The sequence below is a fragment of the Gammaproteobacteria bacterium genome, assembly GCA_003696665.1.
Taxonomy (GTDB): domain Bacteria; phylum Pseudomonadota; class Gammaproteobacteria; order Enterobacterales.
In genome coordinates this window covers 1-12,518 of record RFGJ01000387.1, presented here as the reverse complement: position 1 = coordinate 12,518, position 12,518 = coordinate 1, and the positions used below count along the sequence as shown (strand labels likewise).

Genomic DNA, 12,518 nt, shown 5'->3' with positions numbered 1-12,518 from the left:
GCAAAGACTGTGAAATGTTGTAGAAATTCGGGGGGCGCTTGAAAGCCAATCAAGGCATACAGTAGCACGCCGGCAAATAACATGAGTCGACGTGGCCAGTGTTTAGCCTTGTCAGAATGGGGTTGGGGCTCGGGGTGTGATTCCGCTTTTGGCGGTGCGGCGCTCACCGAAACTTTGGGTGGTGGCCAGTGCACTTCACCATCTCTGACCACAGCGACACTTTGGACAATGATGTCGTCTTGCGTCAATACGATACGGCCATCCTTGTTGGGGGTAAGTAAACCCAACAAGTTGGCGACATTGTTGGCAAACAAGCGACTGGATTGCATGGGGAGTCTTGAGGGGAGATCGGTGTAGCCGATAATGGTGACACCATCGACCTGAATCATTTTTCCCGCTTCCGTGAGCTCACAATTGCCCCCACTGGCCGCCGCCAGATCAACGATAACACTTCCGGGTTTCATTGCCGCCACCATGTCTTTGGTGATGAGGCGAGGGGCCGGTTTGCTAGGAATCATGGCTGTCGTAATAATGATGTCGACCTCTTCCGCCTGCTGCCTGAAAAGTGCCATTTCAGCTTCAATAAAGGCATCGCTCATTTCTTTCGCGTAACCCGATTCAGAACTTGTGTCCTCCTGAATCTCGACCTCAAGAAATTCTGCCCCCATGCTTTGGATTTGCTCTTTGACTTCGGGGCGTGCATCAAAAGCCCGCACGATGGCGCCAAGGTTGACCGCTGTACCAATGGCCGCTAGTCCTGCCACACCTGCTCCGATAACCAACACTTTTGCCGGCGGAATCTTGCCTGCGGCAGTCATTTGTCCGGCAAAAAAACGGCCAAACGCATGTGCCGCTTCGATCACCGCTCGATAACCTGCGATGTTGGCCATGGAACTAAGGACGTCCATGGCCTGTGCACGTGAAATACGCGGGACGGCGTCAAGCGCAATCAGGTTGATGTGGCGGCGGGCTGCTGCTTCCAGAAGCGGCATGTTAGTGGCCGGCGACAGCAGTGAAATTATCGTCGTGTTGGCTTCGACCTGCTGGATTTCTTTGTCGGAGGGGGGATTGATTTTAACAATGATGTCTGATTTCCATGCCTCGTCATCCGACACAATCTCTGCACCAGCCGCGGCAAACTGTTCATCATGTAAACCAGCCTTGTTGCCGGCGCCTGAGGCCACCACCACTTCGTAGCCTAACTGAACAAGCTTGCGCACTGATTCGGGCGAGGCAGCGACACGTCGCTCTGATTCCAAGGCTTCCCGAACGATACCGATCTTCATATCGGCCTCCCGTTAGCTATTATTGTTATCATCGTTTACCATAGGCCAAAATACCCCAGAAGAAAACCTTCAGACAACTTGAGATTGGTTGAGGTGAGGAAGCCAAGGTGACGTCCGTGGGCCGGTTATTTGTTGCGCTACTGGTAATAGTGCTTTTGCTGTTGCAGTACAAACTGTGGCTTGGTGATGCCAGTTATCGCTCAAACCGTGCTTTGTCCGAAGAAATTAGCCGCATAGAACAACAAATCGAAGAAGCGAAACGACGTAATATGGTGTTAAGGGCTGATGTGAACAACCTGAAAACCCGGGACGAGGCATTGGAAGAGCTGGCCAGAGAAGAGCTGGGGTTGGTTCGACAGGACGAGATTTTTTTCAGAATTGTAGAGAAACCGAAAAAAACGGATGAGTGATTCTAGCAATTGGCAGGCCGTGGTCGTGGCTGGCGGGGTTGGGCGGCGTTTTGGGCGAGATATACCCAAGCAGTTTGTTGATGTTTTGGGCGTCCCCCTGATCTGGCACACTTTGGCCGGGATTTTGTCGGCGCCATTCATCGGTAAGGCCATTGTGGTGGTCAAAGATCTGCAGACTTTCAAGGCATGGTTGCCTGATGATGGCCGCCTGCAATTTGCACCCTCCGGCGCAGAACGATTTGATTCAGTTCTGTCTGGCTTAGAATGTCTTGCCAGTGATTGTCCGTCAGAAGCCTGGGTAGCGGTCCATGACGCGGCGCGACCGATGGTATGCGAACCGATGATATCGCGTTTGCGGGAATACTTGTTGCAAAATACTGCCTTGGATGGTGTGATCGCCGCGCGGCCAGCTGTGGATACTGTGAAAGAAACCGTTGGATCTCGAATCGAGAGAACACTTGACCGGCAGCGCTTATGGCTTGCTGAAACGCCACAGGTTTTCCGGTTCGGAGAACTTGTCGCCGCAATGCGTGCCAGCTCAAAGCACGCAAGGCAACAAATGACGGATGAAGCTTCCGTCATGGAGGCCAACGGCGCATGTATCCATTGTGTCGATACCATGGTGAGAAATGAAAAGTTGACGCAACCAGCTGATTTGGAACTTGTCGAATGGCGTTTACGGCGCCAGATTGAGCAAGGTTTACGGCCACATCCAAAAAATTTTTTCGGGAAATGAACAGAAGATGCAGTTTAGAGTAGGGCAAGGGTTTGATGTACATCGTTTTGGCGGGCCTGGGCCGTTGATTCTAGGCGGTGTCGAAATTCCTAGTGAAGTGGGGTTGGTAGCACACTCGGATGGCGATGTCTTGTTGCATGCGTTGATAGACGCGCTGTTGGGTGGACTTGGGCTAGGTGATATTGGCCATTGGTTTCCAGACAATGACGCCAAGTGGCATAAGGCAAGCAGTGTCATGATGCTCAAAACGGTGGCGAGGGAAATTCAGGCGCAGGCATGGCGGGTTGTCAATGCGGATATGACGGTGATCTGCCAACGACCTAAAATTTCACCTTATCGCAGCCAAATGGTTGAGGTGGTGGCAAAGGCTCTGGACATCCAAAATACTCAGGTGAACATTAAAGGAACGACCACCGAGGGACTGGGATTTGCCGGGCGAGGCGAGGGCATCGCAGCGCAGGCGGTGGTTTTGCTGGAACAGCGGTAATGAAAGACACCGCATTAGCTTGGCCAGCAGCGTATCCAGAAATTTTAGCACAAGGAGTGATTCGCCAGCATTGCGAAGACTTTGTTGTGGAAGAGGTATTGCCCATCCGCTTACAGGATTCGGGAGCGCACTGGTACGTATTCATCGAAGCTGTGCAATGGAATACGCAGGACTTAACGGCACATTTGGCGAGCGAATTGAACATTCCGCTGCACGAGATCGGCTATTGCGGAAGAAAGGATAAACACGCTGTCACCAGACAGTGGTTTAGTGTCCCTGCCACTCAATGCTCGCTTGCCGACGTTTCATCCGTTTTGCAGAATACGGCAGGCACACAAATACTGCAAACGGGGGCGGCCGATAAAAAGATTCGTATCGGTTGTCACACCCACAATCGATTTGAAATCCGGGTGCGGTGGCAGACACCGCCGCCTCGGGCAGTGATAATCCATCGGCTGAAACGTCTAGCGGCTTGTGGCGTGCCCAATTATTTTGGCGTTCAGCGGTTTGGCTACCATGGCACAAACGTTGAGCGAGCTCGCCATTGGCTATTGAACCGAAAAAATAGAGGGCGGCGTGCCGGAGGTGGTTGGCATCTGTCGGTGGTCAGAGGTTGGTTTTTCAACCGCTTGCTCGGGGATCTGGTGGCGAACGGTATTTGGAGCAGTCCGTGTTTGCCGGAGTTGACCAAGTATTGGCGCGGATGGGGTGTACCTAGTCACTCAGCAGAGCGATGTGGCGAATCGGAGCCAGGTCAGATGGCGCTCCTGCTCGCCGATGGGCGTTACCATCTACCAGGGGATGTGGCTTGGACGACTTGGGAGCGGCGCGTTTATCATCGCTTACGCCATTGGCGTTTTCGCCAACAGGTTCGGAGCATCGGTGTCATACCGAAAGACTTTCACTACGAAATGGATAGCGGGCAATTGACACTACGCTTTGCATTGCCGACAGGTGCGTATGCCACTTCGGTATTGCGCGAATTGGGAGACATTCGTTCGGCCGTTTCGGGATGCTAGGATGATGACGTTATGAATTGGTCAGGAGGCGGTGCTTGAATATTTTATTGAGTAATGATGATGGTTATCGGGCAGAGGGGCTTCGCACTCTGGCGAAAGCCCTGCAGGCCTTAGGTCGTGTTGTCGTGGTTGCGCCAGACAGAAATCGAAGTGGCGCCAGCAGTTCATTGACACTGGATGTGCCGATCCGCTGTGAGCGGATTGAAAAAGATTATTATGTGGTCACCGGCAGCCCAGCCGATTGTATTCATGTTGGTTGCTATGAAGTGATGAATGAATTGCCTGATCTGGTAGTGGCAGGCATCAACCATGGCGCCAACTTGGGAGATGATGTGTTGTACTCAGGGACGGTGGCAGCGGCCATGGAGGGGCGTCATCTTGGTGTGCCTGCCATCGCGGTCTCGTTGGTCAGTCGTACCGGTCCGCACTTTGATACTGCGGCCCTTTGGGCGCGTCAGTGTGTTGAGTGGGTTAGCCAAGGCGTGTTTAATGGTTGCAAGGTGCTCAACGTGAATGTGCCCAATGTGCCCGCCTCGGACATCAAGGGTTATGCGCTGACACGGCTCGGCGGTCGACATCGAGGTGGCACTTTGATACAACAAAAGGATCCGAAAGGCCGCCCAATCTACTGGTACGGACCACCCAATGATGGTGAAGACATTGGACCAGGCACCGACTTCCATGCGGTCGCACAAAATCAAGTGTCGCTGACTCCGATAGTGACCGATCTGACAGATTACCAAGCCTTGGCGAAGCTGAATCGTCATTTTGAACAGTTGAAGCAGGAGACCTCTGATGGTCGGTGAGCGCGCACGCGAGCGGCTTTTAACCATTTTAAGTGAAAAAGGCATTGAGTCCGCACCTGTGCTGGCGGCAATGGCCAATGTGCCGCGTCATTTATTTGTTGACGAGGCACTGGCGCATCGTGCCTACGACGATGTGGTATTGCCTATCGGATATGAGCAAACCATATCCCAGCCCTTCATTGTCGCGCGCATGACTGAGGTGTTGTATCGCGAAGCGAAGCACGATCGTATTCTGGAAATAGGGACTGGCTGTGGTTATCAGGCAGCGGTCTTGGCGCAGTTGTGGACACGAGTGTACAGCATTGAGCGCATTCGCGACCTGCATCGATATGCCAGACAAAGACTGCTGGCCCTAGGGCTGGCCAATATACAAACGAAAGCAGCAGATGGCCATTATGGATGGCCGGAAGAAGCGCCGTTTGATGCCATTATGCTCACGGCAGCCCCGCCAGAGATTCCGCAACGGTTGCTAGCTCAGCTGGGTGAAGGTGGATGCCTGTTGGCACCTGTCGGCGCTCAGGGGGTTGTGCAGTATTTGACGCTTGTGCGTCGAGTTGGGGATGATTTCGAATACACACGATTGGACGCCGTGCGTTTTGTGCCAATGCGAAAAGGAATTGAAGATTGAAGATTTTCAGCGCGCTGTATAGCAAAACGTTGCAATGGGCTAAGCACCCAAGAGCCGAGGCCATCCTGTGTGTGTTTAGCGCCGCAGAATCGATTTTCTTTCCAATCCCCACGGATGTCATGTTAGCGCCAATGGTGCTTTCCCGTCGCGAGCAGGCTTGGCGGTTGGCGTTTTTGACCGTAGCGTTCTCTGTTTTGGGCGGGATTGTGGGGTATTGGCTGGGTTACGGGCTGATGACTTCTTGGGTAGAACCGTGGTTGCAGGCACATGATCTCGCAGACATTTTTATTGAGGCGCATCAGCTTTTTGCAGAACATGGGGTGTGGATTGTGTTACTCGCAGGTTTTTCGCCCATCCCATACAAAGCTTTTACGCTGACCGCGGGTGCGGCAGAAATGCCGTTTTGGCCGTTCGTTTTGGCTTCTATTATCGGACGGGCTGGGCGGTTTTATCTGGTGGCTGCACTTTTGTACTGGGGTGGCGAAAATTTAAAGGAAAAATTGCATCAGTGGGTGGATTGGGCTGGTTGGGCTGTGGTTGGTTTTGTTATGCTCTATCTGGTGTTTCGGTAAAGAATAGGATGGCCAGTTGAAACGCCTTGCTGGATTTACTGCTTGCCAGTTGACTATTCTGCTGCTGTCGGCGTGCCAGTCGGAGGGAGAGCGTCCTGCCGAAGTGGTGCGAATTGACACCCGCATCGTCGAAAATGTTACCAACGCGCAAAATATTTATGTGGTCAGACCGGGTGACACCCTGTATTCGATCGCTTGGGCGCATGAGCTCGACTACCGAGCGCTTGCACGTTGGAATCGATTGCGACCGCCTTATCTGTTACGGAATGGCCAGCAGTTACGTCTGAGCCCACCTTCCCCTGGTCCCCACACAACAAGAAAAAGTGATACGCAAGAGGTGATGGCCAAAAACGCGGTTCGGTCGAATCAGCGCTCAACCGGCGATACCAGTCACGCAAAGAAACAGCCACTCCCTAAGCATCAGCATCGGTCTGAAACAAAAAAACTGGGGATCCTCGCATCGCATGGAAAAAAAATCAAGAAAAAATCAAAAAAAAGCGTGACAAATTGGCGCTGGCCTGTTAAAGGTACAATTATCGGCCGATTTTCGCCGCGCCGGGGAGGGAACAAGGGGATCGATATCTTGACGCCGGGTCCCAGTCCTGTGGTGGCGGTCGCAGATGGTCGAGTGGTGTACAGCGGTTCGGGGCTGCGAGGCTATGGCAAGCTGATCATCATCAAACATGATGAAAATTGGCTCACAGCCTATGCTTACAATGCTCGGCTCCGCGTGAAAGATAAAGAATTTGTGAAAGTTGGACAGATCATTGCCGATACAGGCTATGAGGGGCTGTACGCCAACCAACTTCACTTTGAGGTGCGGTATCAGGGGAAGCCAGTAGATCCTCTGAAGTACCTCCCACAGAAACAGTGATGTTTGTGGTTGACCAGCAAGGGCCGTCTTGTCAGGGAAGTAGACAAGGATTGTTGCTGGGTGGCTTTTTCCACATAGCCCTTCTTTTGGGGACAAATAAACGGCCGTAGATCAGGCCCTTTCATGTGGAGGCGACACGATGACGGAAAAATTTGCTGATTTTGAACTCGATATTGACGGAATCGCAGCGGATGAATCTACTGACGCAACTGGCACAAACATGCTTGGGCGTGCTTTGCCAGAAACGTCGCATGATGATCTGGCCGAACTGGTTGCCAAAGACCGCACCATGGATGCCACCCAACTTTACTTGAGTGAAATCGGTGCAGCGCCGCTTCTGAGCGCAGAGGAAGAGGTGTATTACGCACGCCGTGCACGCCGAGGTTGCATGAAGTCCCGGCAGAAAATGATCGAAAGTAATCTTCGTCTGGTGGTCAAAATTGCTCGCCGATATATGAACAGAGGTTTGGCGCTTCTCGATTTGATCGATGAAGGTAACCTTGGCCTCATCCGTGCAGTCGAGAAGTTTGATCCGGAGCGCGGCTTTCGTTTTTCAACTTATGCGACATGGTGGATTCGTCAGACCATCGAACGAGCATTGATGAGCCAGACTCGAACCATTCGACTACCTATCCATGTCGTCAAGGAAATCAACGTGTATTTGCGCGCATCGCGTGAGTTGGCCGCCAAACTCGATCATGAGCCAACACCAGAAGAGATCGCGGAAAAAGTCGGTAAGCCTGTTGAGAATGTCATAAAGATGCTCAAGCTCAATGAGCGGAGCTCGTCAATCGATGTGCCTTTGGGCGGAGATGATGACAACAAAGCCCTTGTTGATATCCTCGGGGATGAAGGCGCAGATGATCCTGCCGATGTGTTGCAGGATGGTGACATTCAGGAACGGTTAGTCAAATGGCTTGATGAATTGTCGCCTAAACAACGGGAAGTGCTGGTTCAGCGCTATGGTTTATTTGGTGAGGAGCCAGCGACGCTAGAGCAAGTTGGCGAGCGAATCGGATTGACCCGTGAGCGAGTCAGGCAGATTCAGGCAGAAGCACTGTCCAGATTGCGTGAACTCATGGCGCGTCATCAACTTGATGAGAAAGTATTATTCAGAGACTAGTCAGCGGTGGACAAAAAACGAGCGCTCAAAGAGCGCTCGTTTCACTTTGGGCTTATTTGATGAGAATCGCGATTTGAACCGCCTTAAATGCCGTCATATCCAATGATTGATGTCCGAGCGCCCGAATACCAAGGACGGCGCTTCCATTATCAATTTTCGTTTGTACCGCATTCGTATAATCTGAAAAATCGCGAAATACCTCGATACCAGGCTGGCCTGCGATTTTTATCGCGTAGATACCGCGGTCAAAGGCTGGTTCTATCATGTAAGCTTCGCTCTGTGACACATCCGTTATCGGAATGCCGGCAATCTTTATGACGGCACGATCGGTTTGTGTCAGATTGAGCGTCATCTGCGTGTCTGAAAAGCTGATGTCGCTAGTCGTCCCTGATGACCAATGGGCAGCAAAGTGCGCCGCACGATGATCGAGGGCGATTTTCCCGACAGTTTTGGCAAAGAAGTCAACCGGTGCGGCCCCAAAGCTGTTGAAAAAGCCGCGTACGCCGAGCCAATCGCCGCTGTCGATTCCTGTCAGCATTAGGCTGCTAGCGTCGACATCGAACATTTCGGGGTTGACGTCATCGTCCGCTGATTGGCCAGTTCCAGAGAAATTGAACAGTCCGATTGGCCGACCGTTGATTCTTGCCAGGGACAACACAAACGGCTCGACGGACACCACCTGCCCTTTGACTTGATTCATTCTTAGCCTTACCCCGCCAGCAGTGGCATCCAGTGTGGTCCGCTCGGCATCGGTAAATTGCCCAACGGCAATGATACGTGCGCCAACAGAGATATCATCAATTGTCTTTGTGCCATTTGCTGTCAACACTTGCGAGACACGTGTTTCCGGTCCAACATTAATCAACACGCGATCGCGGAATGTGACGCTTCCAGAGCCGATTTGGGTATGCGCTCCGTGCACAGTGAGCGTGTTTTCGTCGCGTGCGATGACTACGCCTTGCACAACGTCTGCGTTGTCCCATGGCACGCTGCTTCCCGCCAGTACTTGCTTGGCCATGAACGTCCGCTCATTTGTGAAGAAAGTACCAAACACAATGACCGGCGTCTCCGGCGCTTTGTTTGCGAGCTGGTTTAGACCATCAATACCTTGATAGCTTGTGCCATCGATTTCGAAGAACGTGTCGTCATTGACCGAAACGGATAATTGTCCAAAGCGGCCGTCCCGCAGATGGAAGGGGCGGAGATCCACAGTGAAATGACTGTCATCAAGGTTCACGGATTCGAGCAGCCCGCGCGCACGATGGTCACGTTCGTCCACAACATCCGCATGCGCCACAACGAATGGCTCAACTTGAACCGTGGCTGGATCGAAGCCTAGGATGGTGTTTGAGGCACTTAAGTCAAAATCTATGGTCAGGAATGCAATCCGCGCCGGGTCAATTCGAACCGCGCCCTTATCCCCCAAATCGAGTTGCAGTTGCAAGGCACCTAATGGTGTGCCACCGGCATCCACAGCGGTGGCTTGGTAGGTGTTTCCGGCGTCATCCTGGACCACAATATCGGCATTGGTGTAATCCACATTGAACGTAATGCTGTCATAGATGCCTGCGGGCAGCGTCAAGACAGAGAAGAGTTCTGACAAATCGGTATAACCAGCAAAATCAATGCGTGTATTGACTGGCACGGTTTCAATGGACGTGCCGTCGCGGCGGTGCAGGCTGATCGAAGTGACATCCACGGTATAGGACAGGAAGTCGCCATCAGCGTCGGTCAACACCAATGTCATTTTGCCTTGTGGTGGTTCGTTCTTGTCAGGCTCATGTTCTTTTTCTTGGCATCCGGCGATGAACAGACCGCTGACGAGCAGGGCGCAAATCGTCAGCGCTTTAAGCAAGTGTTTGAGTGGCATGAGAGAGTCCTCCGTTCGTTGTTGTTTATTGGCTTGCTGTGCCAAAGAACAACGATGCCACGGGGAATTGGTTGACGTTCATTGAAGAAAAATGTGTTATGCGCTAAAAAATTCGACGTTCCAGTTGACACTTGTCCATGATAATGGTGGCAATTTCTTCGATTGATTTTGATGTGGTGTCGATAAATGGAATGTTTTCTTTTCGGAATAATTGTTCCACCAATATCACTTCACGTCGACATTGTTGTAACGAGGCATATTGACTGCCTCGACGGCGTTGCGTGCGAATTTCGTGCAGTCGTTGCGGGTCAATGGTCAAACCGAATAGCTTGTGTTGATTGCGTTTGAGTTCGGAGGGAAGCCGGAGCTTGTCCATATCGTCCGCAGTAAAAGGATAGTTGGCCGCATAAACCCCAAACTGCATGGCCATATACAAGCAGGTTGGCGTTTTGCCGCATCGGCTGACGCCAATCAAAATCACCTCGGCGTCATCGAAATAACGCATCGAACGACCATCGTCACTATTGAGCGCAAAGTTCACGGCCTCGATTCGGTGATCATAGTCGCCTTTATCGTCCATAGCGTGGTGCTTCCCCACCCGAAATGACGAAGACACCCCGAGTTCTTTTTCCAACGGCCCGATAAAGGTGTGAAAAAAGTCCATGATAAGGCCGCTGCTTTGACGCACAATGGCTCGCAGTTCGGGGTTGACGATAGTGTCAAAAACAATAGGACGCGTATTGGTTTCTTTGGCAACAGCGTCGATGCGTTCCCTAACGTCTTCAGCTTTTTCGACGCTGTCGACAAACGGAATGGTTTTTTCAATAAATTCGACGTCGTCCTCGAATTGGCTCAATAGGGCACCACCAAGGGTTTCCGCCGTGATACCGGTACGGTCGGAAATATAGAATACATGGCGTTTCATTCTTCTGGCCAGATGAGTACAATATGCACACTTTTTACCAGTCCTGACGCTTTCGATCCAGTCTGGGCTGCGCGAAGTCAGTCAACTGCGAGGAGCCACCGTGAACGAATACGTACTTTGGTATGACCAACTTGGCATGGGCGATGTCAATCGCGTGGGCGGCAAGAACGCCTCTCTTGGCGAGATGATCAGCCATCTTTCCGGAATGGGAGTCAAGGTGCCGAATGGATTTGCCACCACAGCACAAGCCTACCGCGACTTCCTGTCAGAAAATGGTTTGAATGACAAGATTCAAGCGGCACTGGCTAACTTGGATGTTGACGACGTCAAAGCATTGGCCGCCACAGGTGCGCAAATTCGCCAGTGGATCATGGAGGCCCCGTTCGGTGACAAGCTGCAGGCGGCCATTGTCGAAGCCTATGAGAAACTCAAAGGCAATGCCGGAGACAGTTTCGCGGTGGCGGTTCGTTCTTCGGCGACGGCTGAAGACATGCCGGATGCATCATTTGCTGGCCAGCAAGAAACCTTTCTCAACGTTCGTGGGCTCGACAACGTGCTGCGGGCCATCAAAGAAGTTTTTGCTTCCCTGTTTAACGACAGAGCGATTGCCTACCGTGTCCATACCGGGTACAGCCACGCCGATGTCGCGCTTTCTGCCGGGGTTCAGAAAATGGTGCGTAGTGACATAGGCGCTTCCGGTGTGATGTTTACTATGGATACTGAATCCGGGTTCCGCGACGTTGTATTCATCACATCAGCCTACGGCCTCGGTGAGACCGTCGTGCAGGGCGCCGTCAACCCTGACGAGTTTTATGTCTATAAGCCGGCACTTAAAGCGAATAGGCCAGCGATTTTGCGCCGTACGCTGGGCGGCAAAGCGATCAAGATGGTGTACACCGACAGCCAAGAACATGGCAAGTCGGTGGCGACAGTTGATGTCCCCATGTCGGATCGTCAGCGATTCTCGATTAGCGATGCTGAAGTAGAACAACTGGCGAGGCAAGCGTTAATTATTGAAGCTCATTACGGCCGTCCGATGGACATCGAATGGGCCAAGGACGGTGGCGATGGTGAGCTTTATATTGTGCAGGCGCGTCCCGAGACAGTGCAAAGTCGTGCGGACGCACGCGTCCTAGAGGATTATAAACTTTCTGAGCGTGGTGAAGTGTTGGCAGAAGGGCGTGCCATTGGCCAAAAAATTGGGCAGGGCACAGCCAAAGTGCTCGAAAGTATTGACGATATGGACAAAATTCAGCCGGGTGATGTGTTGGTCACGGACATGACTGATCCCGATTGGGAGCCAATTATGAAAAAAGCGTCGGCCATCGTGACCAACCGTGGTGGCCGCACATGCCATGCGGCCATTATTGCGCGTGAACTCGGCATCCCGGCAGTTGTGGGAACCAACAATGCCACAGATGTGATACGTGATGGCGATCAGGTGACTGTATCGTGTGCCGAAGGTGATACCGGATTTATTTATCGCGGGAAACTGAAGTTTCAGGTGGCGCGGAGTGAAATCGACAACATGCCGCAATTGCCTTTCAAAATCATGATGAATGTGGCCAATCCGGATGGTGCGTTCAAATTTGCAGCATTACCGAACGCCGGCATTGGTCTTGCCCGGCTCGAATTTATTATTAATGTCATGATTGGCGTTCACCCGAAAGCTTTGCTCGATTTTGACAAACTTGAGGATGAGCGCTTGAAAAACACGATCGCACAGCAGATGGCGGGCTATTCTTCACCGGTCGAGTTTTATATCACCAAACTGACCGAAGG

Annotated in this window: 13 protein-coding genes; 10 read left to right on the top strand and 3 right to left on the bottom strand. The window is 52.1% G+C overall.

Features of this window, described 5'->3' with window-relative positions; genetic code table 11:
- Window positions 1-1,286 (bottom strand): Re/Si-specific NAD(P)(+) transhydrogenase subunit alpha (locus D6694_10030; GenBank protein ID RMH40542.1); only part of this gene is annotated, 1,286 nt, incomplete at its 3' end.
- 116 nt (window positions 1,287-1,402) lie between these two features.
- On the opposite strand from D6694_10030, the gene D6694_10025 reads away from it, so the two are divergent.
- The 9 genes from D6694_10025 (at window position 1,403) to rpoS (ending at window position 7,941) form a co-directional block, all read left to right on the top strand.
- Window positions 1,403-1,696, top strand: a complete 294-nt coding sequence (locus tag D6694_10025; GenBank protein ID RMH40541.1) for a cell division protein FtsB — start codon at window positions 1,403-1,405, stop codon at window positions 1,694-1,696.
- Window positions 1,689-2,432 (top strand): 2-C-methyl-D-erythritol 4-phosphate cytidylyltransferase, encoded by a 744-nt coding sequence (locus D6694_10020; protein ID RMH40540.1) that lies wholly within the window; start codon window positions 1,689-1,691, stop codon window positions 2,430-2,432. Before D6694_10025 ends, D6694_10020 begins: the two co-directional genes overlap by 8 nt.
- A 7-nt stretch (window positions 2,433-2,439) precedes the next feature.
- Window positions 2,440-2,919: a 2-C-methyl-D-erythritol 2,4-cyclodiphosphate synthase gene (locus D6694_10015; GenBank protein RMH40539.1), complete on the top strand. Its 480-nt coding sequence runs from the start codon at window positions 2,440-2,442 to the stop codon at window positions 2,917-2,919.
- Complete coding sequence (truD, locus tag D6694_10010) at window positions 2,919-3,938, top strand: tRNA pseudouridine(13) synthase TruD (GenBank protein ID RMH40538.1); 1,020 nt, start codon at window positions 2,919-2,921, stop codon at window positions 3,936-3,938. Before D6694_10015 ends, truD begins: the two co-directional genes overlap by 1 nt.
- Window positions 3,939-3,973: 35 nt before the next feature.
- Window positions 3,974-4,744: a 5'/3'-nucleotidase SurE gene (gene surE / locus D6694_10005; protein RMH40537.1), complete on the top strand. Its 771-nt coding sequence runs from the start codon at window positions 3,974-3,976 to the stop codon at window positions 4,742-4,744.
- On the top strand, window positions 4,734-5,372 hold the full coding sequence (locus D6694_10000; protein ID RMH40536.1) for a protein-L-isoaspartate(D-aspartate) O-methyltransferase: 639 nt from the start codon (window positions 4,734-4,736) through the stop codon (window positions 5,370-5,372). Before surE ends, D6694_10000 begins: the two co-directional genes overlap by 11 nt.
- A complete protein-coding gene (locus tag D6694_09995; protein RMH40535.1) occupies window positions 5,369-5,944 on the top strand; it encodes a DedA family protein in 576 nt (191 codons plus the stop codon). Before D6694_10000 ends, D6694_09995 begins: the two co-directional genes overlap by 4 nt.
- Window positions 5,945-5,960: 16 nt before the next feature.
- A complete protein-coding gene (locus tag D6694_09990; GenBank protein ID RMH40534.1) occupies window positions 5,961-6,818 on the top strand; it encodes a LysM peptidoglycan-binding domain-containing protein in 858 nt (285 codons plus the stop codon).
- A 139-nt stretch (window positions 6,819-6,957) separates the two neighbouring features.
- Window positions 6,958-7,941 (top strand): RNA polymerase sigma factor RpoS, encoded by a 984-nt coding sequence (gene rpoS, locus D6694_09985; GenBank protein RMH40533.1) that lies wholly within the window; start codon window positions 6,958-6,960, stop codon window positions 7,939-7,941.
- A gap of 52 nt (window positions 7,942-7,993) precedes the next feature.
- Here rpoS and D6694_09980 read toward each other — a convergent pair whose 3' ends face one another.
- Window positions 7,994-9,811 (bottom strand): DUF4382 domain-containing protein, encoded by a 1,818-nt coding sequence (locus D6694_09980; protein ID RMH40532.1) that lies wholly within the window; start codon window positions 9,809-9,811, stop codon window positions 7,994-7,996.
- Between the two features lie 103 nt (window positions 9,812-9,914).
- Window positions 9,915-10,736 (bottom strand): kinase/pyrophosphorylase, encoded by an 822-nt coding sequence (locus tag D6694_09975; GenBank protein RMH40531.1) that lies wholly within the window; start codon window positions 10,734-10,736, stop codon window positions 9,915-9,917.
- 100 nt (window positions 10,737-10,836) lie between these two features.
- On the opposite strand from D6694_09975, the gene D6694_09970 reads away from it, so the two are divergent.
- A partial coding sequence (locus tag D6694_09970; protein ID RMH40543.1) for a phosphoenolpyruvate synthase occupies window positions 10,837-12,518 on the top strand: 1,682 nt, incomplete at its 3' end.

Coding starts and splice junctions, on each gene's coding strand:
- D6694_10020 (RMH40540.1), top strand. CDS start 1,689: ATGAGTGATTCTAGCAATTGGCAGGCCGTGGTCGTGGCTGGCGGGGTT.
- D6694_10015 (RMH40539.1), top strand. CDS start 2,440: ATGCAGTTTAGAGTAGGGCAAGGGTTTGATGTACATCGTTTTGGCGGG.
- truD (RMH40538.1), top strand. CDS start 2,919: ATGAAAGACACCGCATTAGCTTGGCCAGCAGCGTATCCAGAAATTTTA.
- D6694_10000 (RMH40536.1), top strand. CDS start 4,734: ATGGTCGGTGAGCGCGCACGCGAGCGGCTTTTAACCATTTTAAGTGAA.
- rpoS (RMH40533.1), top strand. CDS start 6,958: ATGACGGAAAAATTTGCTGATTTTGAACTCGATATTGACGGAATCGCA.
- D6694_09980 (RMH40532.1), bottom strand. CDS start 9,811: ATGCCACTCAAACACTTGCTTAAAGCGCTGACGATTTGCGCCCTGCTC.
- D6694_09975 (RMH40531.1), bottom strand. CDS start 10,736: ATGAAACGCCATGTATTCTATATTTCCGACCGTACCGGTATCACGGCG.